Origin of the sequence: Streptomyces sp. NPDC089424 (assembly GCF_044749345.1) — a bacterium.
Classification (GTDB): domain Bacteria; phylum Actinomycetota; class Actinomycetes; order Streptomycetales; family Streptomycetaceae; genus Streptomyces.
Map to the genome: position 1 here is coordinate 260819 of NZ_JBIVHU010000011.1, position 22704 is coordinate 283522.

21 protein-coding genes and 1 tRNA gene are annotated in these 22704 nt (G+C 70.9%); 12 read left to right on the forward strand and 10 right to left on the reverse strand.

Annotated elements, in window-relative coordinates:
• Positions 1-8 precede the first annotated feature (8 nt).
• The gene (locus ACIP2X_RS35860) at positions 9-800 is read right to left on the reverse strand and encodes a dioxygenase (RefSeq protein ID WP_401681844.1); all 792 of its coding nucleotides are present in this window, start codon (positions 798-800) and stop codon (positions 9-11) included.
• Between the two features lie 110 nt (positions 801-910).
• Here ACIP2X_RS35860 and ACIP2X_RS35865 point away from each other — a divergent pair, with 110 nt between their 5' ends.
• Positions 911-1438 carry a MarR family winged helix-turn-helix transcriptional regulator gene (locus ACIP2X_RS35865; protein WP_401681846.1) on the forward strand — a complete coding sequence of 176 codons (528 nt, stop codon included), beginning with the start codon at positions 911-913 and terminating at the stop codon, positions 1436-1438.
• A gap of 251 nt (positions 1439-1689) precedes the next feature.
• On the opposite strand, the gene ACIP2X_RS35870 is transcribed toward ACIP2X_RS35865, so the two are convergent.
• On the reverse strand, positions 1690-3219 hold the full coding sequence (locus ACIP2X_RS35870) for an MFS transporter (protein WP_401681849.1): 1530 nt from the start codon (positions 3217-3219) through the stop codon (positions 1690-1692).
• Between the two features lie 251 nt (positions 3220-3470).
• Complete coding sequence (locus ACIP2X_RS35875) at positions 3471-4118, reverse strand: TetR/AcrR family transcriptional regulator (RefSeq protein WP_401681852.1); 648 nt, start codon at positions 4116-4118, stop codon at positions 3471-3473.
• Between the two features lie 292 nt (positions 4119-4410).
• Here ACIP2X_RS35875 and ACIP2X_RS35880 point away from each other — a divergent pair, with 292 nt between their 5' ends.
• The 4 genes from ACIP2X_RS35880 (at position 4411) to ACIP2X_RS35895 (ending at position 8717) form a co-directional block, all read left to right on the forward strand.
• A complete protein-coding gene (locus ACIP2X_RS35880; protein WP_401681855.1) occupies positions 4411-5694 on the forward strand; it encodes a M6 family metalloprotease domain-containing protein in 1284 nt (427 codons plus the stop codon).
• Between the two features lie 240 nt (positions 5695-5934).
• On the forward strand, positions 5935-7608 hold the full coding sequence (locus ACIP2X_RS35885) for an IclR family transcriptional regulator C-terminal domain-containing protein (protein WP_401681858.1): 1674 nt from the start codon (positions 5935-5937) through the stop codon (positions 7606-7608).
• Positions 7609-7712: 104 nt separating this feature from the next.
• A tRNA-Arg gene (locus ACIP2X_RS35890) sits at positions 7713-7785 on the forward strand.
• A 353-nt stretch (positions 7786-8138) separates the two neighbouring features.
• Complete coding sequence (locus ACIP2X_RS35895; protein ID WP_401681861.1) at positions 8139-8717, forward strand: fasciclin domain-containing protein; 579 nt, start codon at positions 8139-8141, stop codon at positions 8715-8717.
• A 27-nt stretch (positions 8718-8744) separates the two neighbouring features.
• Here the strand turns inward: ACIP2X_RS35895 and ACIP2X_RS35900 are convergent, their stop codons facing one another.
• Positions 8745-8888, reverse strand: a complete 144-nt coding sequence (locus ACIP2X_RS35900) for a hypothetical protein (protein ID WP_401681864.1) — start codon at positions 8886-8888, stop codon at positions 8745-8747.
• Positions 8889-9508: 620 nt separating this feature from the next.
• Here ACIP2X_RS35900 and ACIP2X_RS35905 point away from each other — a divergent pair.
• The gene (locus tag ACIP2X_RS35905) at positions 9509-9844 is read left to right on the forward strand and encodes a hypothetical protein (RefSeq protein WP_401681867.1); all 336 of its coding nucleotides are present in this window, start codon (positions 9509-9511) and stop codon (positions 9842-9844) included.
• Positions 9845-9932: 88 nt separating this feature from the next.
• Here the strand turns inward: ACIP2X_RS35905 and ACIP2X_RS35910 are convergent, their stop codons facing one another.
• Entirely contained in the window at positions 9933-10310 is a 378-nt protein-coding gene (locus ACIP2X_RS35910; RefSeq protein ID WP_401681869.1) for a DUF5958 family protein, read from the reverse strand.
• Between the two features lie 404 nt (positions 10311-10714).
• Here ACIP2X_RS35910 and ACIP2X_RS35915 point away from each other — a divergent pair, with 404 nt between their 5' ends.
• Together ACIP2X_RS35915 and ACIP2X_RS35920 are read left to right on the forward strand one after the other, a co-directional pair.
• A complete protein-coding gene (locus ACIP2X_RS35915) occupies positions 10715-11158 on the forward strand; it encodes a hypothetical protein (protein WP_401681872.1) in 444 nt (147 codons plus the stop codon).
• A 79-nt stretch (positions 11159-11237) separates the two neighbouring features.
• Positions 11238-11843: a hypothetical protein gene (locus ACIP2X_RS35920; RefSeq protein WP_401681875.1), complete on the forward strand. Its 606-nt coding sequence runs from the start codon at positions 11238-11240 to the stop codon at positions 11841-11843.
• Positions 11844-11946: 103 nt separating this feature from the next.
• Here the strand turns inward: ACIP2X_RS35920 and ACIP2X_RS35925 are convergent, their stop codons facing one another.
• Both ACIP2X_RS35925 and ACIP2X_RS35930 read right to left on the reverse strand, forming a co-directional pair.
• A complete protein-coding gene (locus tag ACIP2X_RS35925; protein ID WP_401681878.1) occupies positions 11947-13272 on the reverse strand; it encodes a phosphatase PAP2 family protein in 1326 nt (441 codons plus the stop codon).
• Positions 13273-13504: 232 nt separating this feature from the next.
• Positions 13505-14695 carry an MFS transporter gene (locus tag ACIP2X_RS35930; protein WP_401681881.1) on the reverse strand — a complete coding sequence of 397 codons (1191 nt, stop codon included), beginning with the start codon at positions 14693-14695 and terminating at the stop codon, positions 13505-13507.
• 130 nt (positions 14696-14825) lie between these two features.
• On the opposite strand from ACIP2X_RS35930, the gene ACIP2X_RS35935 reads away from it, so the two are divergent.
• Genes ACIP2X_RS35935 through ACIP2X_RS35945 form a run of 3 tightly spaced genes read left to right on the forward strand, consistent with a single transcriptional unit; the run spans position 14826 to position 17273 of the window.
• On the forward strand, positions 14826-15818 hold the full coding sequence (locus ACIP2X_RS35935; RefSeq protein WP_401681884.1) for an ArsR/SmtB family transcription factor: 993 nt from the start codon (positions 14826-14828) through the stop codon (positions 15816-15818).
• Positions 15815-16324 (forward strand): glutathione peroxidase, encoded by a 510-nt coding sequence (locus tag ACIP2X_RS35940; RefSeq protein WP_401681887.1) that lies wholly within the window; start codon positions 15815-15817, stop codon positions 16322-16324. The genes ACIP2X_RS35935 and ACIP2X_RS35940 overlap by 4 nt, the downstream gene beginning before the upstream one ends.
• 52 nt (positions 16325-16376) lie before the next feature.
• Complete coding sequence (locus ACIP2X_RS35945; protein ID WP_401681890.1) at positions 16377-17273, forward strand: MerR family transcriptional regulator; 897 nt, start codon at positions 16377-16379, stop codon at positions 17271-17273.
• Positions 17274-17387: 114 nt separating this feature from the next.
• On the opposite strand, the gene ACIP2X_RS35950 is transcribed toward ACIP2X_RS35945, so the two are convergent.
• The 3 genes from ACIP2X_RS35950 to ACIP2X_RS35960 form a co-directional block, all read right to left on the reverse strand.
• Positions 17388-17579, reverse strand: a complete 192-nt coding sequence (locus ACIP2X_RS35950) for a DUF397 domain-containing protein (RefSeq protein WP_401681892.1) — start codon at positions 17577-17579, stop codon at positions 17388-17390.
• Between the two features lie 191 nt (positions 17580-17770).
• Positions 17771-18628, reverse strand: coding sequence for a helix-turn-helix domain-containing protein (locus ACIP2X_RS35955; RefSeq protein ID WP_401681895.1), 858 nt, complete (start codon positions 18626-18628; stop codon positions 17771-17773).
• Between the two features lie 493 nt (positions 18629-19121).
• Positions 19122-19874: a GPP34 family phosphoprotein gene (locus ACIP2X_RS35960; RefSeq protein WP_401681898.1), complete on the reverse strand. Its 753-nt coding sequence runs from the start codon at positions 19872-19874 to the stop codon at positions 19122-19124.
• Positions 19875-20123: 249 nt separating this feature from the next.
• Between ACIP2X_RS35960 and ACIP2X_RS35965 the strand changes: the two genes are divergently transcribed.
• Entirely contained in the window at positions 20124-22583 is a 2460-nt protein-coding gene (locus ACIP2X_RS35965) for a D-alanyl-D-alanine carboxypeptidase (protein ID WP_401681901.1), read from the forward strand.
• Positions 22584-22704 lie beyond the last annotated feature (121 nt).

Genomic DNA, 22704 nt, shown 5'->3' on the forward strand with positions numbered 1-22704 from the left:
CCCGAAGCTCAGCCGAACTGCACCGACCGTTTCGCCAGTCCCATCCAGAAACCGTCGATCACGGACTTCTGTTCCCCGAGCTGCCCCGCCGCGTCCGCAGCGCCCATGGTCACGAAGAGCGGGGCGAAGTGCTCCGTGCGGGGATGGGCGAGCCGCCCGGCCGGCGAGGTGCGGGTGAAGTCGAGCAACGCGTCCACGTCACCGGCCGCCAGCGCCTCCCGGCCCCAGTCGTCGAACTCGGCCGACCACCCCGGCACTCCCCCGCCGGGGTGCCGCAGCGCTGCGAGGTTGTGGGTGAAGAAGCCCGAGCCCACGATGAGCACGCCCTCGTCCCGCAGCGGGGCAAGCCGCCGGCCGATCTCCATCAGCCGCACCGGGTCGAGGGTCGGCATGGAGACCTGGAGGACGGGGAGGTCGGCCCCGGGGTACATCTCGACCAGCGGGACGTACGCGCCGTGGTCGAGGCCGCGGTCCGGCACGTCCTGCACGGGCATGCCGGGCGCGCGCAGCAGTTTGCGCACGGACTCGGCGAGCTCGGGGGCGCCCGGAGCCTCGTAGCGGACCCGGTAGTAGTGCTCGGGGAAGCCCCAGAAGTCGTAGACCAGGGGGACGGTCCGGGTGGCGCCCAGGGCCAGCGGGGCCTCCTCCCAGTGGGCGGAGACGACGAGGACCGCGCGCGGGCGGGGCAGTCCGGCGGACCAGGCGGCCAGTTCCCCGGGCCAGACCGGGTCGTCCGCCAGCGGCGGGGCGCCGTGACTGAGGTACAGGGCGGGCATGCGCTCCTGAGCGGCGGCGGACATGACGACGGCTCCCTCCGGCTGGACCCGGTTGCTTGAACTCTCAATCTCCACCGCGGATCCTACGCCGCGTTTGTTTAAGTTTCAAGGAGGAGTCTCGTAGAGTGGGTCCCATGAAGACGGCATCCGCATCCGCACCCGCGTCCGCGCCCGGCGACGAGCCGCACTGGCTCACCGACGAGGAGCAGTGCGTGTGGCGTTCCTACATCGAGGCCGCCACGCTCCTGGAGGACCATCTCGACCGCCAGCTCCAGCGCGACGCCGGCATGCCGCACGTCTACTACGGACTGCTCGTCAAGCTCGCCGAGTCCCCGCGCCACCGGCTGCGGATGACCGAGCTGGCGATGCACGCGAAGATCACCCGCTCCCGCCTCTCGCACGCCGTCGCCCGGCTGGAGAAGAGCGGCTGGGTACGCCGCGAGGACTGCCCCTCCGACAAGCGGGGCCAGTTCGCCGTGCTCACCGAGGAGGGCTTCCAGGTCCTGAGGCGCTCGGCACCCGGCCATGTGGCCGCCGTGCGGCAGGCGGTGTTCGAGCGGCTCACCCCGGAACAGCAGAAGTCCCTCGGCGAGATCATGCGGATCGTCGCCGAGGGACTTCAGCCCAGCGAGGCCGGGGCGGATCTGCCCTGGCTCCGCTGAGCTCCTGCTGTCGCCCGAAGCGGTGCGCCGGAAGTGAGGGGCCAGTAGCGGTGCGCCGGGAGTGGTGCACCGGGTGTGGTGCGCCGGGTGTGGCGCACTCTCAGCGGTGCGCCGAGTGTGGCGCACCTTCAGCGGTGCGCCGAGTGTGGCGCACCTTCAGCGGCGCACCGGAAGTGGTGCACCTGTAGCGGTGCGCCGGGAGAGGTGCACCTGTGGCGGTGGTGCACCCTCCCGAAAGCCCCGTCAGGCGGTCAGTGCGCGACCACCGGAATCGGCACCTCGTCCTCGGCGTCCTTGCCGGCGCCCACGACCGCGCCCATGTCGGGGCGGCCGGCGTTGATCAGGGTCACGGCGATCGTCGCGGCGACGACCAGGATGCCGACGGCGAACCAGATGGCACTGGTGTAGCCCTGGACCTGCCCCTGCAGCTGGACGAGCTGCTGCTGCGAGCGGGAGGTCGCCGAGCCGATGTGGTCGGCGATGTACGAGGTGGTCGCCGAGGCGGCGATGGTGTTCAGCAGCGCCGTGCCGATCGCGCCACCCACCTGCTGCGAGGTGTTGACCATCGCGGAGGCGACACCGGCGTCCCGGGGCTCGACGCCCTGGGTGGCCAGGGACATCGCCGGCATGAACGCCGTACCCATGCCGAGGCCGAGCAGCAGCATCGCCGGCAGCAGCAGAGCGGTGTAGGACGAGTCGATCTCCAGCTGGGTCAGCAGCAGCATGCCGACCGCGGCGACCAGGAAGCCCGGGCCCATCAGCAGGCGCGGGGCGACCCGCGTCATCAGACGGGTGCCGATCTGGGTGGAGCCGGTGATCATGCCCGCGATCATCGGCAGGAAGGCGAAGCCCGTCCGGACCGGCGAGTAGCCCTTCACGACCTGGAGGTAGTAGGTCAGGAAGAGGAACAGGCCGAACATCGCGATGATCGCGAGGCCGAGCGAGAGGTAGACGCCACCGCGGTTGCGCTCGGTGAGCACGCGCAGCGGCAGCAGCGGGGCCTTGACTCGTGCCTCGACGAACACGAACGTGGCCAGCAGCACGACCGACGCGACGAACATCGTGATGGTCACGGAGTCGCTCCAGCCCTCGGACTCGGCGCGGGTGAAGCCGTAGACCAGCGCGACCAGGCCGAGGGTGGACAGGATGACGCCCGGGATGTCGAGCGGGGAGCGGTTGCGGCCGCCCTCGGGCTCACGGATGACGAACCAGGCACTGGCCGCGGCGACCACCGCGAACGGGATGTTGACGAAGAACGTCCAGCGCCAGTCCAGGTACTCGGTGAGGAAGCCACCGAGGATCAGACCGACGGCGCCGCCACCACCGGCGATGGCGCCGTAGATGCCGAACGCCTTGGCGCGCTCCTTGGCGTCGGTGAACATGACCGCGAGCAGCGAGAGCGCGGCGGGCGCGAGCAGCGCGCCGAAGACGCCCTGGAGGGCGCGGGAGCCGAACATCATCGCCTCGTTGGTCGCGGCACCGCCGAGCGCGGAGGCGAGCGCGAAGCCGGCCAGGCCGAGGACGAAGGTGCGCTTGCGGCCCCACAGGTCGGCTATCCGGCCGCCGAACAGCAGCAGACCGCCGAAGGCGAGCGCGTAGGCCGTGACGACCCACTGCCGGTTGCCGTCGGAGATGCCGAGGTCCTGCTGGGCGGAGGGCAGGGCGATGTTCACGATGGTGGCGTCGAGGACGACCATCAGCTGGGCGAGCGCGATGAAGACCAGCGCTTTCCAGCGGTTGGCGTCGGGGACGCCGGGAGCCTTGACGGCTGTTTCAGACATGGGTGTACCCACTTCGGGACTTCGGAACTTCGGGACGGAAAAAGAGACTTCAGGACGAAAAATCGACGACAGGACGACAAGGAGTCGTATGGCAGGAGAGCGGAGGAGTCGGGCAACCGGAAAGCCACGGACCTACGGCCCTACGGAGCTACGGCCCTTCGGAGCTACGGCCCTTCGGAGCTACGGCCCTTCGGAGCTACGGCCCTTCGGAGCTACGGAACAGAACGGAGGTGAACGGAAGGAATCGACTGTCAGGCCTGGCGCAGGTCCTCCAGGGTCACGGCCGTGCCCGGCAGGCTGCCCGAGCGGGCCGGTGCCCGCAGGCCGTCCAGGAACATCTGCAGGTGCCGGTGTATGAAGCGGTCGAGGCTGAAGCACGCGGCACCGGCCGGCGGCCGGCTGAGCTGGGCGACGACGATCATCAGATCGCCGACCCCCACATCGGTGCGGAGCTGCCCGGCCGCCTTGGCGCGGGCCATGACCTCGTCGACGAGCTGCTCGACCCGGCCGCGCGCGGCCAGCAGGTCGGGGTGGTGCTCGTCGAAGGTGCTGGAGATCATCGGGCACAGCGCGCTGATCCGCTCGTCGGCGGACGCGTGCACGAAGCGCTCCAGCGCGGCGAAGGCGTCGCCGTTCTCGTCGAGTGCCTGCTGGGCGGCCTGGGCCGTACGGTCCATGACCGAGCAGACGACCTCCCGGACCAGGGCGTCGCGGTCCGGGAAGTTGCGGTACACCGTGGCGTTGCCGACGCCTGCCCGGCGGGCGATCTCGTCGAGGGGCACGTCCGGCCCGTGCTCGACGAACATCTCGCGGGCGGCGGTGACGATCCGCTCCCGGTTGCGCACGGCGTCGGCGCGCGGCCGGGTCGCCTTGCGGCGTTCGGGGGTGGCGGTCTGCACGGCGTACTCCTGCGTGAGTGGGTGGCGCGATCCGGGGAGTGATCCCCCGTTTCGCTCGTACGCAGGGTTAAACGGGGATTCGGTCCCCGGTTATTTCCTACCCGCCGAATGAAGTGCTGTGACCCGCGTCACAGCATCCCGGCTTCTCGGCCACATCCACGCTGACCTGCGCTCACTCACCGCAAACCCACGATCGGTCCGCTCCAGCGCGCGCCCGCGCCGCACCCGGCACAGGGTGAATCGCAAGGGTGCAGCCGGAGACGGGTGGCTGCCTGGAGCGAAAGGTCCAAGCATGCAGCCGTCCCGCCGTCGGATACGCCCGCGCCGAGCGGCCGCGCTCGGCGCCGTGACCGCAGTGACCCTCGCAGTGAGCACCTCGGCCGGCACGGGCCACCATACGGTGGGTTCGGCGACGGCGGGAGCCCGGCCCACCACCGCCCTGGCCCGGTCCTCCACCCACGGACCCTGCATGATCAGCGGCAAGCCCGAGGTGCAGATGTCGGAGGGCATACCCACCCCCGACGGCTACTCCCGCTCCACCGGCACCGTCCGCGCCCTCACGGTGATGGTCGACTTCTCCGACGCGCCCGGCAAGGGCAAGGCACTGGACCGCTTCGACGAGTTCTTCCCGCAGACCCAGGACTGGTTCCGCGCCAGTTCCTACGGCCGCCTGGACTACCGCCCGCAGACCCCGATAGCCGACTGGCTGCGGATGCCGAAGTCCTTCCAGGCGTACGGCATAGAACGCGGCGCCCCCTTCGACCCCGGCTACCGGCAGCTGGTGCGGGACATAGTGGCCGCCGCCGACCCCAAGGTCGACTTCAGCGAGTACGACCTGCTGAACGTGCTGGTCACCCCGAACGCGGGCCCCTCGGCCCTGGACACGGTCCTGTCGGTGACCTTCGCGGGCAACGACGAGGCGCCCACGGCGGACGGGGTGCCCGTCGCCAACGCCTCGTTCGTCTACTCCCGCCAGGACGACGGCTCCGGCACCTACACGGACACCGGCTACCGCGTCCTCCCGCACGAGAACGGCCACGTCTTCGGCCTGCCCGACCTCTACACCCAGGAAGGCGGGGGGACGGTCGGACACTGGGACATCATGAGCGAGGACTGGGGCGCCAACAACGACCTCCTCGGCTGGCACAAGTGGAAGCTGGGCTGGCTGGACGTGTCCCAGGTGCACTGCGCGTCCTCCCCCGGCACCACCGAGCACACCCTCACCCCGCTGGCCCGACCGGGCGGGGTCAAGCTGATCTTCATACCCATCGACCGGCGCTCCGGGTACGCCGTCGAACTGCGCACCCGCGACGGCAACGACGAGGCGGTGTGCCGGCCGGGTCTGCTGATCTACAAGGTCGACGCGGAGGTGGACACGGGCCGCGGCCCGATACGGGTCTACGACTCCCGCCGCGACAGCGGCGGCTGCACCCGCAGCCCGAACGTCCACGCGGAACTGTCGGACGCCACGTTCACCCCCGGGGAGGCCTTCGAGGACCGGGAACGGGGCATGCGGATCGTGGTCGCGGGGGCGGATGTGAAGGGGAACCATTCGGTGCGGGTGACGCGGCGGTAGGCGGTGGGGAGGGAACGGAGGGGCGGTTGTCTTACGGGGGCCGGGACAGAGGAGACCCCCGCGGGGCGGGCGGGCGGGCGGAGGGGAAACGGACAGTGCGGGCGGCGCTCAGGGCGATGGCGGAGCGGAACTTGGGGTGCGCGTGAGGCAACGGGGAAGGGCGCGCACGGCGGCTGCCGGACCCTCGGCGGGGATCCGCCGTTACCGTAGGCCTGCCGCGATCGCCGTACCGGAGAGAAGATGCCCGCCAACCCCACCCTGAAGGAGGCCGCCGCCGCGGCCGTGCCGGACGAGGCGGTCACCCCGCTGATCCGCGGGATCGCCGTACTGCGGCAGCTCACGGAGGCGGGCGGCACCCTGAGCCTCAGCGCCCTGGAGCGCGCCACCGGCCTCGCCCGTTCCACGGTCGACCGCATCACCTCGACCCTCGCGCACATGGGCTACGTCCGCCTGGACGGCCGCGACGCTGTCCTCGCCCCACGCCTGATGGAACTCGGCAACGCCTACCTGGCCGCCCTGCGCCTGCCCGCCCTGCTGGACGCCCACGCGGACGCCCTCGCCGACGCACTGGACGAGTCGGTCTCCCTCGCGGTCGCCGACGGCGACGGCATCCGCTTCATCCACCAGGCCACCCGGCGCCGCGCGATGTCCCTGAGCTTCCGCATCGGCGACCTGCTGCCCGCCGAACGCACCGCGCCCGGACCGCTGTTCGCCACGGAGTGGACGGGCGAGGACTGGAAACGCTGGCGGTCCCGCCGGGCCGCGGACCCGGCCAACCTCGGCTTCCCCGCCGTACCCCCCGCCGAACACCCCTTGCCCGCAGACGAGTTCACGCACCGCTCGACCAAGTCCCGGGCGGACGGGTGGACACTGGACGACCAGTTGATCGAACCCGGTCTGGTCGCGGTGGCGGTTCCGGTACGCGACCCCCGTACCGGGCGGATCGCGTGCGCGGCGAGCGTGGTCAGCCACACCAGCCGGCACACCGCCGCCGGCCTGCGCGACACGCTGCTGCCCCGGCTGCGCGCGGCGGTGGCGGCGATGGAGGACGAACTGCGCACCGCCCCCCGCCCGGAACCCACCCCGGCTCCCTCGGGCCTCGCGACCTGGACGGGCGCCTCGAAGCAGGAACTGGGCCGGGAGTTCGTGGAGTCGCTGGCCCGCGGCCTGACCGTCCTCACCGCGTTCGGCGCGGGCCGGGCGGAACTCACCCTGACGGAGGTCGCGAAGGCGACCGGCCTGGCCCGCGCCACCGCACGCCGGGCCCTGATCACCTACGAGCACCTCGGCCTGGTCGCCCAGTCCCGCCCCGGCGCCTTCACCCTCACCCCCCGGGTCCTCGACCTCGGCTACCCGCTCCTGTCCCGCACCTCGCTGCCCCACATCGCGGCCCCGCACCTGGCGAGCCTCGCCGAACGCATCCACGAGTCCACGTCACTGGCCGTGCTGACGGCGGCCGGGGACGAGATCCAGTACACGGCGCGCGTCGCCACGGCCCGGGTGATGAGCGTGAACATCACCGTCGGCACCCGGCTGCCCGCCTACGCCACCTCCATGGGCCGCGTCCTGCTTGCGGACCTCCCGCCCGCCGACCGCACCCTCGGCCCGTTGCGCCCCCTCACCCCCCGCACGCTCACCGACCCCGAGGCCCTGGCCCGCATCCTGGACGAGGTGCATGAACAGGGCTGGGCGCTGGTCGACGAGGAACTGGAGGAGGGCCTGCGCTCCCTCGCGGTGCCGGTGCGCGACCGCGCCGGCCGGGCGGTGGCCGCCCTCAACACGGCGATGCACACCTCCCGGCACACCCTCCAGGAGTGCGCCGACCACCTGGCCCCGGCACTCCGCGAGACCGCGGACGCCATCGAGGCGGACCTGCACGTATCAGAACAGTTCACCCGAGTCCCCCCGACCTAGGGCCCACCCCCCCGGCGTGCACCACGCCACCCGTGCCGCACCCCCGCCCCACCCCGATCCGGTACCCTGTGGACCGAGCACCCTGACCCACATCAGGGCGCCCCGCCTTCGTAGCTCAGGGGATAGAGCACCGCTCTCCTAAAGCGGGTGTCGCAGGTTCGAATCCTGCCGGGGGCACGACGCATTGGCGCTCTGACCTGGGGTTTCTTCCCCAAGGAAGGCTCCTAATCGGCCTCGGACTCCTCGTCCGGGGCCGTTTGCGTGAGCGGACGGGAGTTGGTCTACCGAATATCGCCCAACCAACATCAACCGGCACGGACTCTGGGCCGCGCCTCTCCGCAACGCCGGGCGCGTTCGGCTTCGAGATGCGGTCCCGGGCACGTGCTGGATACGCTCGCTGAGTGGCAGGGTGATGAGGGCCCCAACGCCGACCGGGCGATGCAGCCGCCCCCACCCCGCCCGGCGGAAAGGAAGACAGCCGCAGTCCAGACCTCGGCGGGGTTCACCCCTCCGCGGGAGGAAGGTTTGCGATGAGATTCACCCGCACGCGTACAGCAAAAGCCACCGCGGCAGTTGTGATCGCCGTCCCGCTCGCTCTCGGAGGTCTGACGTCGCAGAGCCACGCACAGGATGCGTCTCCCAGCCCGTCCGGCACATTCGGTTCCGGCTGTTCGGCGCTCTCCCAGAAGGCCAATACGGCCAAGGACAAGGTCGTAGAGGCTGCGGCTGCCTATCCGCAGCTCAGCCAACTGGTCTCAGCCGTGGTCAGGGCCGGGCTGACCGATTCGCTCGACGGGAAGCCCGACATCACCGTCTTCGCCCCCAATCAGCAGGCGTTCCAGAACGTGACCGCGTCGCAGCTCTCCTCACTGCTCAGCGACCAGGGGCAGTTGAAGAAGGTGCTGACCTACCACGTAGTGGACAAGCAGATCACCCCGGAGCAACTCTCCGATGGCTCCTTCACGACGGTGGAAGGCAGCAAACTGACCACGTCGGGCTCGGGCACCGACTTCAAGGTCAACGACAAGGCGAACATCGTCTGCGGCAACATCAAGGCCGCGAACGCCACCATCTACGTCATCGACGCAGTCCTCCAGCCCCCCTCCTGACTCACAACGGCAACACCGTGCCGTCGTTCAGGCCACCCGGGGACTGGACATGGCGGTCTTGCCGAGGGCCGCGTCCCGGGCAGCGGGAACGGCGCCGACCAACGCGAGTTCCCAGAGAGTCAGGCCTGGCAGCAGGGGCCACGCCAGCAGACAGCCTGCGTCGATGCTCATCGGCAGGCTTCGGCCACCGGATACTCGGTGGCCCGCTGACACGCGGTTCTGTAGCTTGCCCCCATGACCTACAACCGAAGGGGCCATGCCGCGTAGGCGCCCATCAGCCTTGCGGGGCGACCTCCCTGTCCGTCACCTGACTCGGCGACGGTACCCGTCCATTAATCGCCTTTCAGGAGCTTGCACAGCCGAGCTGCGTCGGCTCGAGCGGACCCGCTTCTGGCCCGCGGCCACAGAAGAAGCGTTCTGGCACTGGCAGGCTTATGCCCATGGTCCCCTCAGACAGCTTGTAGACCCCCTCACAGGTGCCGACTGCGGCATACCCGAGTGCGGGTGTTACGGCGCCGGCTTCCGTGAGCACCTCGAAACCGTGTTTCACGCGCTGCCCAGAAAGAGCGCGCGCGAGTTGCGGGCGCTCGTGCGGGCCCTCGACAGGAAGATCCTGGCAAGAGCCAAGGTCATCCCGGCTGACAGCCTGGACGTTCCCTGGTGGCGAGGCCACCTCTAGGACCATCGGGGGGCCGTCTCAGGTTCCGTCTCACTCAGCCCCGATCAGGGTCGTTTGAGCCCGCGAGGGCTGCTGCGGGCGCGTTGTCGGAGGCCGGTGCGATCGTGGGCCCATGGATACGCTGTTCGATCTGCCCGAACCGGAGACACCGGAGCAAGCCGTCATCGCCCACTATCGGCTGAGCGATGACCAGTACGGCTCAAGTGCGGAGCGCGAAGCAGTCTTCGACGCTGAGCGCGCCATGGCCGCCGCAGTCGAGGAGGCAGGAGTCGGTGAAGTCGATGGGAACGAGTTCGGCGGAGGCGAAGCCGTGCTGTATGCCTACGGGGCGGACGCCGAAGCGCTCTTCAAGGTCATGGAGCCGACCCTTCGTGGCCTGCCATTCAGACCGGCCTACGTCAGGTTGAGGCAGGGGAGTCACGAGACGGAATCCCGTGTGGATCTGTGAGCAGCAAAGCAGCGAAGTGGAGTTCGACACCATCATGCTCCGGCGAGGGGCACAACGTACTCCGGCGGGACTTAGGCAAGGAGACATCTCAGGTTGCGCTACGTGGTGTGTCCCGCAGGTGGTGCCACGCGTGGCCACATGTGCCGGCGCAGTGCAGCGTCCGCCTGCGGGTGTCGGCGATGCTGAAGAGGGCGACGAGCAGTCGGAAGGACTTGATGAGTTCGTAGGCCGGAAGTGCCTCCATTCCGAAACGCCACTTCGTGAGCATCACCGCCGGCGTGTGAGTGGGGCGGATCCCGGAACGCGAGATGCTCTCCGGCACATCCTCTTCGCGAGCGCGGGCCTGCCCGCAGAACAGCACCAATGTGTGCAGGACTTTGCGTTGGTCACCCTCTGAGAGACCTTCGAACCACTCAATGCCCTCGTCCACAGGTCTGAGCCCTTGTGCGAGTTCATTCAGGATCACCTCGTGCGCGTACAACACAGACTTCCCCCCATGGTTCAGACCGACGGTACGCGCACGGCCACACGTGCGCAGCGTGGTTTCCCGCGTCCTGGTGGCACGGCTTGCTGACGCAAGCAACACTTGGTGTCGTGATTGATGCGTGGTCGACGCTGGCAGGTCTCGCTCTTGGCCATCGGCGAAGCCCGGTCGTCGGTTGGGTCCCGAAGTGAATTCGGGCCGCCCCCGGACAGAACCGGGGATGCAGCTGCTCTACAGAGCTGGGTTCCTCGGAAGTCGACCACGCGCCGGAGACTTTAACGGCGGTCACTGACAATGCCCCCTGCCGTCCGCCGCGCTCAGCGCCTGGATGTCAGACCCAATTGCTAACTTCCGCCTTCTCAGTGGCATGGAAGGGGAGGGGCCTGATGGGAGCTTCGGCGTGGGACTACTACGTGCCGTACCAGGAGGACCTGGATGCGGCGCTTCAGCAGTTGCGGGGCGAGGTGTTCGCGACGGGGGACTACTACTGGGTCCACGACGACGAACCGCAACCGGATGGGGATGGGGAGCCGCGGCCGCAGTCGCTGGACGAGTTGTGGGAGGACGAGTTGGTCCAGGAGACCGGTACCCACTCGATCCTGGACATCTTCCGCGTCGTGGGGCCCGACGAAACCCCGGACCACAACACCGTGGAACCTGTGACGGCCGAGGAGGCGCGCGAGTTGCTGGGGACCGACAAACTGACCCGTGCGCACGTCAAGGACTTCGGGGTCTTTCCTCAGTCCCGGTGGATCGGCCGCTGCACCGTGCTGCACGACGAGGCGGGCGATCCGCACGAGATCTACTTCTGGGGTTACTCGGGCGACTGAGGCACAGCCAATCCCCCGTTCTCTCGCCGGCGCCCTCCCTCTCGGGAACTGCCGGCCGCCCCGGAGAGTCGTACTCGCCGTGGCCGATGCAGAGGTACAGCGCAGCGTGAGGGTGCCGCCCGCCGTCCGGGTGGCGGGCGGCCTCGTGGGGTCGGGGGCCGCCGCCGTGGCGAGTTGGGGCGGGGTTCTGCTCGTCGTGCAGGGGCGGGTGGTCCCCGGCTGGGGGGTGGGGGCGGGGCTGCTCGTGCTGGCCTGCGCCCCCGCTTGGGTGCGGCGCCGGGCGACCGCTTCGCGGATCCCGCGGGAGCGGGGCACCTGGGAGCGGGTGGGGCGCCGTCTGCTCCTCGTCGTGGCCGTGCTCGGTGTCGCGTGGGGAGCGGCGGACGACGTGCTGTCGGGGGCGGAGTACCACGTGCTGCGGCCCGCGGGGCCGGATGGTTGTACGGCCGTGGTGCGGGAGACGTCCTTCCTGGTGATCGGCAACGGCGAGGCATACGCGGTCGGGCGCACCGGCCTGGCCCTGGGCGAGTCGGGCTCGTGGACGGTCGACGACGGGTACCGACCCGTGCGCGCGGGCTCGTACGAGTTGCACTGGGGGCCGGACGGGGGACGTCTGCGGATCAGCGGTACTAGCACCGATCCGGTTCTGCAAGGCGGAGGGGCCGACATCGACTGCGGATGGTGAGGCCGGCGGGGGTGGGGCGAGGCGGGGACACGGCTGCCGTCTCCCACCCACCCCGCCCGACCCCACCCCCCCCGGCCGGCCAGACCACCGCCGCCCCGGCCGGCTACAGCGCCAGTTCGGGCTGCGGTTCCGGTTCCGGTCGGCGCTCCGGTGGCGTGCTCGGTTTCCGCGGTGCGACGGTCCTGGCGTACGCGTAGATCACCGAGATCATCGCCAGCAGGAGGAGCGGCCCTGCCGCCCACCGGTGCGTGGCCATCTCGTACGGGAGGAAGCGGTACGAGGTCAGGAGCGCGGCGAAGACGGTCGTGCCGTAGGCGACCATGAGGATCCCCGGGGGGTCCCAGCCGCGGTCGTACGCACGCAGGGCGGCCTCGATGGTCAGGGTGAACACCACACCGGCGATGAGGTCCACGCCGTAGTGGTAGCCGAACCCCAGGGTGGCGGCCAGTGTGGCGAGGAGCCAAAACGTTCCTGCGAAACGGAGGAACCGTGGCCCCTTGCGGGAGTGGATGAAGATCGCGGTGGCCCACGCGGTGTGCAGGCTGGGCATGCAGTTCCGTGGGGTGATCTCGTCGAACGGCATGTGCTGCGGGGTGGCGACCGGCGGCGGCGTCCCGGGCCACAGGTCGGCAACTGCCCACTGCGCGCTGGACGGTGTGTCCGCCCACAGGCTGACCGATGCCCAGTGCTCGGCGCCGGTGCCGTAGGCGAAGATCGGGCCGACGACCGGGAAGATCATGTAGATGGCGGGCCCGAAGAGGCCGATCACCAGGAAGGTGCGGACCAGATGGTGGCGCGGGAAGCGCCGGTCGACCGCCACGTTGCGCAGTTGGTACAGCGCGACGACGACGGCGGCCACCGCGAGCTGGCCGTAGACGACGTCGAGGAAGTTGAAGCCGATCGAACCGGTGGCCGTGAGGGCGCGGCCTGCCAGCCACGACGGGTTGCCGAGCGCGTGATCGGCGGTCGCCAGGTACTGGTCGAGCACCTCGGGGCGGCTCTTGGAGGTGATGAGCAGCCAGATGTCGCCGGTCTTGCGGCCGGCCACCAGCAGCAGGGCGAGCCCCACGCCCTTCAGCAGCAGGACGCGTTCGTGGCCGGTGCGGCGAGTGAGCGCGATGACGGCGCAGCCCAGGATCACCCACAACGCGCCGTTGCCGAAGGGGTGGCCACCCGCGGTCTCGGCGCCGACCGCCCACCGGACCACCGCGAAGGCGAGGTCGACACCGATCGCGGCACCGGCCGCGAGGAATCGCTGCCGCCAGGTGAGCACCACCATCATCAAGGCCATGCCCGCATACAGCAGAAAGCCTGATTTGGGAGGGAATACCACCTCTCGTACCTGGTTGGTGATCGGCCCGGGCAGGCCGTAGCGACGTGCGGCGACCTCAAGCGCGACAAGGAATCCGAGGGCCACGACACCCGCCACGGCCCAGAGTCTTGCCCGGGGCCGACGCCCGAGGGAGAACGGGCTTCCGTCGCCTCTTCGCGAGGACGCCCGCGTTGGTATGTTTCTCAATTTTTTGGGCCGATTTTCTAAAATTCAGATGTACGTAAGGATGGTTTCGCTGGCCACCTTAAGGTCGGGGTCATCTGGTCCCTCACGTAGGGCGGCCTGTCCGACGTGGCAAGACGGAAGAACCGCGGTCCGGGTTCGGACGTCAGGCCTCCGCCTTCACCGGCGGCCTCCTCCGCTCCCCCCACACCCCGCACGCCACCCACCCCGTGACCACCACCGAACCCCCCGCCATCACCGACATCCCCACCCCCGGTGACGTCACCTGGGCCACCGCACCCGCCGTTGCCGCGCTCGCTCCCTGGAGGGTGAGCATTCCTGCGGAGTGGAGGCCGAGGGCGTGGCCGACGAGGGCGTCCGGGGTTTCGGCCACCAGCCGTTCCTGTTGTACGAGGCTCGCGCCGAAGCCCACCGACGCCACCGCCACCAGCGCCCCGGACAGGACCGGCCCCGGGCCGAGGAAGAAGAAGGCGTACGGGGTGGCCAGGAGCAGCAGGAGGGGGATGCCGAGGGCCTGCCGGTGGGCCGGGGGCACGACGCGGCCGATCAGGACGTCGCCGACCAGCATGCCCAGTGCCGCGCAGGCGAACAGGGGCCCGGCGGCCCGGGGCGCGTACGACACGTACAGGGACTCGCAGCCCACGATCAGGCCGTTGGGGACCCACAGCGCGAGGTAGAGGCGTCGGCGGGAGGGAGAGGACCACAGGAGGGCGTTGGTGCGCCGGGTCGCCGCGACCGAGGGGCGCGCGGACGTGCGCGGGGGGCGGGGGGTGAGGCCGGCGCGGGCCATCACCGCCGCCGACAGGAACAGCAGCGCCGAGACGAGCAGCGTCACCCGTGCCGAGCCGAGGAGCACGAGGAGGGCGCCGCCGGTCGCGTAGCCGGTGATCTGGGTGACGCCGCTCATCATGTTGAACACCGAACGGCCGAGCAGGTAGCCGTCCTTGGACAGGATCTCGGTCAGCAGGCCCCACCGCACTCCCCCGCCCAGCGAGGCGACGAGCCCCTGCGCCAGGACGACGACGAGGACCGACCAGATCGGCAGGCCGGGGAGCGCGAGGAGTGCCGTACCGGCCGCGAAGGCCAGCGGGACGGCGGTCAGGGCGCGCCTCGGCGGCAGTCCGTCCGCCCAGGAGAGCAGGAGCGTCGCGCCCACCACCTGCGCCAGCGACGGACCGAACATGCTCACCGCCGCCAGCAACGGCGAGCGCGTCGCCTGGTACACCAGGGTGCCGAGGGCCAGCCCGCCGATCGTCTGGCCCGCGACCTGGGCGGCGAAGGCGAGGAAGAGCGGGGTGAACTCCGGGGTGCGAAAGAGGTGGCGGTAGCTGCGCATGGGCGGAGTCTGGGGGCGTCCGCCCCGGGGTGGTTACTGTTTCGCGCACACGCGAAAGGAACGCCCAAGCGCAACGAACGCCCACACGCAAGGAACGCCCAAGCGCGCGCGAGAGGAAGGGGCCGGGTTCATGGGGTGGTGGCAGGTGAGTGCCGACACGCTCGTCCGCAGCCGTTTCGTCCTCTCCCCCTACGCCGAGGCCTTCGCGAGCCTCAAGCTGCTGCACGCCGGCGTCGGCGCCCATCCCGGCGAGCAGGCCTGGCTGCGCGCCCACCTGCCGGGGTACCGGGCCCGGCTCGCGGCCGATCCCGTCACCGCGCTGCTGGTCGACGCCGGGCTGGGCCGGGACTGGATAGCCGACTTCCTGACGCCCACGCCGCGGGAAGGGGAGGACGTCGCGGCGGCGATCGCACGGGTGCGGGCGGCGCCGCCGGAAGCGGTGCGGGGGCATCTGCGGATGTCCCTGGGCCGCCCGCTGCCCGCCGAACTGGAGCGGGACGACCTCGCCGAGCGGGCCGCGCGGCTCGTGGAGTACGTCTGGGACGAGGGCGTACGGCCGTCCTGGGAGCGCCGGCGGCGGGTGCTGGAGGCCGATGTGGTGGCGCGGACCGCACAGGTCAGCCGGGGTGGCTGGGCGTCCGTGCTGGACGCGCTGCGGCCGGGGCGGACGCGGTGGCTCGGCCGGAGCAGGCTGCAGGTCAACGCGCAGGAGTATCCGCCCCGGGAGATCGACGGCGCGGAGCTGCTCTTCGTGCCCGTCACACCGCAGACCGGCTGGGTGTCGTGGGAGGAGCCGCGACGGGAGCGGTACGCCGTCGTCTACCCGTGCGCGGGCGCGCTCGCCGGGGAGGGCGGGCGGCCGCCCGTGTCCGCCGGTCTCGGCGCGCTGCTCGGGCGGGCGCGCGCCGAGGTGCTCGTGCTGCTGGCGACGCCGATGAGCACGACGCAGGTCGTGGCGGTGACCGGGCAGGGGCTCGGGTCGGCGGGCCGGCATCTGCGGGTGCTGCGCGACGCGGGGCTGGTGGAGCGGCGGCGGGCGGGGCGCTCGGTGCTGTACTCGCGCACGGCGGCGGGGGACGTACTCCTCGCCTCCGCGGGGCAGGACGTAGCATCCGCCCCATGACGACCAATGACGCGCACGTATCAGTTCTCGACGTCGACATCGACGCGCTCCAGGGCGGGGCGGCCGACCTCAAGCAGTACGCCGGGCAGGCCGTGCTCATCGTGAACGTGGCCTCCAAGTGCGGGCTGACCCCGCAGTACGCCGGGCTGGAGCGGCTGCACGAGCGGTACGCGGACCGTGGGTTCACCGTGCTGGGCGTGCCGTGCAACCAGTTCATGGGGCAGGAGCCCGGCAGCTCCGAGGAGATCGCCGAGTTCTGCTCGGCGACGTACGGCGTGACCTTCCCGATGACCGAGAAGGTCGAGGTGAACGGCGAGGACCGGCACCCGCTCTACCAGCGGCTGACCGGCTTCGCCGACGGTGAGGGCCACAGCGGCGACATCCGCTGGAACTTCGAGAAGTTCCTGATCGGGCGGGACGGCACGGTCGTCGCCCGGTTCTCGCCGAAGACCGAGCCGGAGGCGGCCGAGGTGGTGGCGGCCGTCGAGGCGCAGCTGGCCGGTTGACCCTGCCCCTGGGGCAGACATCAGCCTCCTGTCACCGGGCGGCAGGCGCCCGGTGACGGAGGATGACGTGGTGACCGACTCCCAGGACGAGGAACTGCTCACCATCGGCGCGTTCGCGGCGCGGGCCCGGCTGTCGGCCAAGGCCCTGCGGCTGTACGACCGCCTGGGGCTGCTGGTCCCGGCGTACGTCGACGAGGCCAGCGGCTACCGCCACTACCGCGCCGGTCAGGTGGAACGCGCCCGGCTGGTGGCGCTGCTGCGCCGGCTGGACATGCCGCTGTCCCGGATCGCCGAGGTGGTCGAGGCGGACGGCACCGAGGCCGCCGACCGGCTCGCCACGTACTGGGCGGACGTCGAGGCGCGGGTGGCGGGGCAGCGGACGCTCGCCGCGTACCTCCGTGGACGGTTGTCCGGGAGGAGTACCGAGATGTATGGAAAGTTCACGGTCGAGACGGTCGACGTGCCGCCGCAGGTGGTGATCACCGAGTCCCGGCACACGCTGGCGCATGAGCTGCCGGCCTGGATCGGGGCGTCGCTCGGGCGGTTGGAGGAGGCGGCCCGGGAGTGCGGCGGCGTCGTCGCGGCGCCGTTCGTCGTCTATCACTCCGAGGTGTCGATGGAGAGCGACGGGCCGGTGGAGGCGTGTGTGCCGGTCGCCGACGAGGCGGCGGCACGGGCGTGGGCCGAGACGGCGGGCCGGGCCCGTCAGGCGCGGGTGCGGGTGGAGCCTGCGCGGCGGCTGGCCTACACCCGGATCACCAAGGCGCAGGTGGCGCATCCGCAGATCCTGGCCGCGTTCGAGGCGGTGGAGGAGTGGATGGGGGCGAAGGGGCTGGCGTACGACGGACCCTGCCGGGAGGTGTACTTCGCGGACTGGGCCTCGGCCGGGGCCGAGGACCCGGTGTGTGACGTGGCGTTCCCCGTCGCTCAGGCGCGGCAGGAGTCGTAGGGGCGGCGCCGGGGCAGGACCGAGCCCTCTCGGCTAGGACGGCGAACTGGTCGAGAGGGCTCTTGTGGTCCTGCTGTGTAGTTGTCGTCGGGAGGCGTCAGGGAGGCCCTCCCCTTACGACTTGACCGAGGCCACGAAGACGCTCCACGCGGTCGCGGGGAACGCGAGGACGGGGCCCTCGGTCACCTTGGAGTCCCGGACGGAGATTGCGGACAGGACAGGGGACTTGATCTCGACGCACGCGCCGTTGCCCTGGGAGTACGAGGACTTGACCCACGTGTCCGTCGCGCCCTGCTTGATTGCCATTTTCGCTCCGGTAAGCAGTTGCTGAGTTGCTGTGATTGCGCCAACGTTCTTGCTCGATGGCGTGATCGACGCTACTCGCCAACATCGCCGCGCGGAGCGACTATTCACTCGACCGGCTGGCATATTCCAGTGGGGTCTTCCGCATGAGCCGGGCGACGGTGTATCTTTCCGCGCCGCCGGTCCCGGAGGTCTCAGCGGGCGTAGCTCTTGGCCACATCCGAGAGGAATTCCCGGGTTTGGTCGACATTGAGGGCCTGCGCCCGCAAGTGCTCGTACATCACGCTGTACTTCTGCACGTCGAGCGGCTTCTCCAGGTAGAGGTCACTGGTGACCCCCTCGATGTAGACCACGCTGGAGTCCGCGGCGTCCGGGAACTCCAGGATCGCGTACTGCCCGCTCACGCCGGGGTGCGCGCCCATCTGGAACGGGATCATCTGCACGGTGACGTGCGGCAGCTGGGACATCTCCAGCAGATGCTCCAACTGGTCGATCATCACCTGCTTGTTGCCCACCTCGCGGCGTACGGCCGCCTCGTCGAGCACCGCCCACAGCCGCAACGGGTTCTCCGCGGCGGCAATACGTTCCTGCCGGCGCAGCCGCACCTGCACGCGCTTGTCGATGTCGGTCGGCGTCGCCTCCGGCAGGGCGCCCTGGATCAGCGCCTCGGCGTACTGGCGGGTCTGCAGCAGGCCGGGCACGACCTGCGGGTCGTACACCCGAAGGCTCGCCGCGTCGGTCTCCAGGCCGATGTAGACGCTGTAGGGGATGTCGCCGAAGGAGTGCCACCAGCCCTGCTGGCGCGAGTCCTTGGCCATCTGCATCAGCGAGTCGACGATGCGGTGGTCCTCCACCTCGTAGACACCGCACAGGTCACGGACGTCGCGCTGGCTGATGCTGCGCCGGCCGTTCTCCAGCCGGCTGATCTTGGACTGGGACACCAGCAGCCGCTCGGCGACCTCCTCGGCCGTCATGCCCTTGAGCTCACGGAGCCTGCGGAGCTCCTGGCCCAGCCGGCGTCGCCTGACGGTGGGATTGACATTGGACGCCACGGGACGTGCACCTCCGGCTGCGTGCCTCGAACTTGCAACTATGCGTATCTGCTGCTGAGCAGACTGCCACCAAGGTCTTGCCTACCGCTGGGAAACCGCCGGGAAACAGCGGATACGCGGCGGGAACGCGGCAGGACGCCGGTTCGTTCGAGGGGTACGCGAAGTCCTCCCGGGCGCGGGCACGAGGACGCGGCACCGCGTGGGCACGCGGACGCGCGGGGCGGCCGGGGCCGTGCGTCGTCCCGACGACGGCTCCTGGCGCCCCGCGCGGACCGCTGCGGCTCCCGGAGCGGTTCTCGGGGACTCGACTGCGGCGCCGGCGGCGCGAGTCATGACAGGTGCTGCGTGGTCATGACGAGCGCTGCGCGGTGATGCCCGGCGGTGCGTGGTGATGCCTGTGCGTGCGTTGCCTGTTGGTGCGCGGCGGTGCCCGGTGGTGCGTGGCGGTGCCCCGGTGGTGCGGCGTGGCGGCGCGCTGCCGTGGTACTGCGGCTCAGTGGGCCACGGCGCGTGCCATCGTGCCGTGGTGCGGCTGCGCCGGGACACCCCGGGCCGCCTCCGCGGGCCTGGCTCCGGGGGCGGCCTGACGGCCGGCCGGGGCCGGGCTGCGGCGCGGCTGTGCCGCCACACCGTTCTGGACGTCCATCACGGCGTGCGCCACGAGGCCGCCCATCGGGTCGTGCCTGATCAGGTCCCGCAGCCGGGAGCGGGACGAGCGTCCCTCGTTGCCCGGATACAGGTGCTTGCCGAGGCCGACCGCGTGAGCCAGTGCGGCGAGCGCCGCGGTCCGCGGGTCCGGCGGCACGCCGGTGCGGATCGCTGAGTCCAGCCGGGCCCTGATCTCCCGGCTGATGGCGTTGTCCGTCGCCTGGTAACGAGTCGTCGGCAACACCCCGCACATCTGTCCGGCCACGGCATGCACCATGCCGCACCGCTCCAGATGCGAGAGGTAGGTCTGGCGGAGCCCCAGTCGTGGCCCGCCGATCCAGTGGACCGCCCGTACGGGGGCGCCGCGTCTGCGCAGCAACTCCAACGCGCAATCCAGTGTCGGATCTCCTGTCGGCCGTGGCACCACCACGGCGATACGATCCCCGTCTGGGGCTATCCGTCCGGCCAGCGCCAGCTCCACTAGCTGTGCTCCGGCCAGACCGAGGTCGAGCGACTGCGGCTGTGCAGTGGTACCCGTGGCCGGGTCCAGTGCCAGCAGCAGAAGCTCCTCCGGAAGTGTTCTGCGGCTCCTGCCCATCCATGCCTCCCCGCGTGGATGAATGACAGGGTGACCCCTCTCACATTGGTCTGTCGAGGGCGCGTGACCTGTTTGAGAGGGAACCAGTAGGTATGTCGTTCTCGTCTTCGGTGGTGGCCGGGTCCGCACACAGGACACTGGTACATGGTTCGGACAGCGCTTCGGGCAGTGCTGTGGGGGCGGTCGTCCGGACGGCGGTTCACGGTTCGGTACGCGCACGCGGGCGTGCGGCGCATGGAGGAGGCATCGGTGGCGGGCGAGTCCCCCGACAGTTCGAAGCAGCGCGAGTCGTCGGCAGAACCGACGCCGGGGAGCGCGAGTCCGGTTCCCGAGGCCAGGAGCGGCGCCACCGCACGTGACCCTCGGCTCGCCGTGGCGCGGGAGTCCGAGGACACGCGCCCGGACACCGCCACGCGGGTGCTCTCCGTCAGGGAGCGGCCGGAGGGGGCCGCCGAGGAGACGGCTTCCGAGGAGCCCGTCGGCGGCGCGGAGCGCGAGGCTGCCGAGAGCGGCACGGAGTCGGGTGACTCGGGCGACTCGGGCGACTCGGGCGACGAGCGCCTCAGGGCGGCCGTGGCGGCCTGGGTGACGTCCGGCCCGGGCGAGCAGGCCTCCACCGAAGAGCCCGCGGCCCGGGGCGAGGTGGACAACGACGACACCGACGCCGACGCCGAGCAGGCCGACGGGGACGACACCGACGCCCCCGCCGACGCCGAGGAGGCCGACGGGGACGACACCGACGCCCCCGCCGACGCCACGGAGTCCGCCGATGCCGATGCCGACACCGAGGAGGGTCACCGCGACGCCTCGGACGACGCCGAGGAGACCGAGGACGCTCCGGACGACGCGGAGGGCGACGACAGGGCCGCTGCCGCCGCCGAGGAGCCCGAGGACGCCGTCGAGGCCGACGACGACTCCGAGGGCGACACGGCGGCCGACACGGCCGACACCGAGCCCGACGCGGAAGACGCGCCGCGCGACGCCGTGCCGGCCGACACCGAGGACGCTCCGGACGACCTGGACGACCCGGAGGACGACGGCGAGCGCGCCCCCGACGCCCAGCCCGATGTAGAGCCCGCCGCCAAGTCCTCCCCCGCCGCCCCCAAGGCCGACGCGCCCCCCGTGGACCAGCCCACCGCCGTCTTCCGGGCCGTGAAGCCCGCCGTCGACCAGCCGACGACCATGCTGAAGCTCGGGGACGCCAGGAAGCCCGCTCCGGCCCCGGAGTCGGAGGCGGAGCGGACCAGCAAGTTCGTCGCGCTCAAGCCGCTGGACGACCCGTCGACGCGCAAGCCCCCGCCGGCCGCCCCGGCCGCCGACGCGACGACCGCGCTGCCCCGGGTCCCCGCGGACACGTCCAAGGGCCCCGCCGACCGGACCGCCGTCGTGCCGCAGGTCGGTCCGGAGCGGACGACGCAGCAGCCGTTGCCGCCGAAGCCGCCACTGGATCTGCTGGCCGAGCTGACCAACACCCCGCCGCCGCCGGAGACTCCGCTGCGGACGGCGGTGCGGCGGGTCAAGATCTGGACGCCGCTGGCCCTGTTGCTGGTGATCGCGTTTGCGATCGTGCAGGCCTTCCGCCCGCTGCCCACGCCGACGCTGGAGCTCACGGCGAAGGAGTCGTACAGCTTCGAGGGCCAGGGCGTCAGCCTGCCGTGGCCGGGCGAGGGGCAGGGCTGGATGGACGTCAACGGCATCGGCACGATGGGCGACTTCGGCAAGCAGGAGCCGGTCGCCATCGGCTCGGTCGCCAAGGCCATGACGGCGTACGTCGTGCTGAAGAAGCACCCGCTGAAGTCCGGCGAGGAGGGCCCGAAGATCCCGGTCGACGCGCTCGCCGAGAAGGAGGGCGGCTACAACCTGGACGGCGAGTCCACGCTGAACACCGTCAAGAAGGGCGACGAGCTCACCCTGCGCCAGGCGCTCTCCGCCATCATGATCCCCTCGGCCAACAACATCGCCCGCCTGCTCGCGCGCTGGGACTCCGGCACCGAGGCCGCGTTCATCAAGAAGATGAACGACGCCGCCAAGGAACTGGGCATGAAGAACACCACGTACACCGACGCCTCGGGCCTGAAGGAGAGCACCGTCTCCACCGCCGAGGACCAGGTGAAGCTGGGCAACGAACTGGTCCAGAACCCGGGCCTGGTGGAGATCACCTCGATGGGAGAGTGGATCGATCCGTCCGGCCAGAAGTGGTACAACTACAACAAACTGGTCCCCTACGACGGCGGGATCGGCATCAAGACCGGCACCACCAGCGCCGCCGGCGGCAACCTCCTCTTCGCCGCCCGCAAGGAGGTCGGCGGTGAGACGGTGACCGTGGTCGGCGCCATCCTCGGGCAGCACAAGGCCCCGATCATCGAGACCGTCAACGAGGTCAGCAAGACGGCGCTGCAAGCCGCGCGCGAGGCGCTGACCCCGGCGAAGATCCTCAAGAAGGGCGACGTCGTCGGGTACGTCGACGACGGGCTCGGCGGGCGGACGCCGGTCGTCGCCACGCAGGACGTCACCGCGGTCGGCTGGGCCGGCCACGAGGTGGAGCTGTCGTTCACCGCGGACGACGTACCGCACACCGCGAAGGCCGGGACCAAGGTGGGCACGCTCACCGTGGGTGACGGCAGCGGCGGCGCGGTCGAGGTGCCGGTGGCCCTCCGGTCGGATCTCGCCGAACCGGCCTTCCCGGACAAGCTGACCCGCATCGCCTGACCCGGGCGGCCCGCCCCGCCCTCGCACCCCGTCGACGAAGCCCTCCCCGGGCACCCGTCGGCGGGGTGCGTGCTAGCGTCACGAAACGGGACAGGGTACCCGCGTACGGGACGGGCACGGG

What these genes read in the sequence shown, in the direction of transcription:
- ACIP2X_RS35860 (WP_401681844.1), bottom strand. Translation starts at nt 800, where the DNA reads ATGTCCGCCGCCGCTCAGGAGCGCATGCCCGCCCTGTACCTCAGTCAC.
- ACIP2X_RS35930 (WP_401681881.1), bottom strand. Translation starts at nt 14,695, where the DNA reads ATGCGCAGCTACCGCCACCTCTTTCGCACCCCGGAGTTCACCCCGCTC.
- ACIP2X_RS35880 (WP_401681855.1), top strand. Translation starts at nt 4,411, where the DNA reads ATGCAGCCGTCCCGCCGTCGGATACGCCCGCGCCGAGCGGCCGCGCTC.
- ACIP2X_RS35870 (WP_401681849.1), bottom strand. Translation starts at nt 3,219, where the DNA reads ATGTCTGAAACAGCCGTCAAGGCTCCCGGCGTCCCCGACGCCAACCGC.
- ACIP2X_RS35960 (WP_401681898.1), bottom strand. Translation starts at nt 19,874, where the DNA reads ATGGGCAGGAGCCGCAGAACACTTCCGGAGGAGCTTCTGCTGCTGGCA.
- ACIP2X_RS35935 (WP_401681884.1), top strand. Translation starts at nt 14,826, where the DNA reads ATGGGGTGGTGGCAGGTGAGTGCCGACACGCTCGTCCGCAGCCGTTTC.
- ACIP2X_RS35885 (WP_401681858.1), top strand. Translation starts at nt 5,935, where the DNA reads ATGCCCGCCAACCCCACCCTGAAGGAGGCCGCCGCCGCGGCCGTGCCG.
- ACIP2X_RS35905 (WP_401681867.1), top strand. Translation starts at nt 9,509, where the DNA reads ATGGATACGCTGTTCGATCTGCCCGAACCGGAGACACCGGAGCAAGCC.
- ACIP2X_RS35865 (WP_401681846.1), top strand. Translation starts at nt 911, where the DNA reads ATGAAGACGGCATCCGCATCCGCACCCGCGTCCGCGCCCGGCGACGAG.
- ACIP2X_RS35915 (WP_401681872.1), top strand. Translation starts at nt 10,715, where the DNA reads ATGGGAGCTTCGGCGTGGGACTACTACGTGCCGTACCAGGAGGACCTG.
- ACIP2X_RS35950 (WP_401681892.1), bottom strand. Translation starts at nt 17,579, where the DNA reads ATGGCAATCAAGCAGGGCGCGACGGACACGTGGGTCAAGTCCTCGTAC.
- ACIP2X_RS35895 (WP_401681861.1), top strand. Translation starts at nt 8,139, where the DNA reads ATGAGATTCACCCGCACGCGTACAGCAAAAGCCACCGCGGCAGTTGTG.
- ACIP2X_RS35900 (WP_401681864.1), bottom strand. Translation starts at nt 8,888, where the DNA reads ATGAGCATCGACGCAGGCTGTCTGCTGGCGTGGCCCCTGCTGCCAGGC.
- ACIP2X_RS35940 (WP_401681887.1), top strand. Translation starts at nt 15,815, where the DNA reads ATGACGACCAATGACGCGCACGTATCAGTTCTCGACGTCGACATCGAC.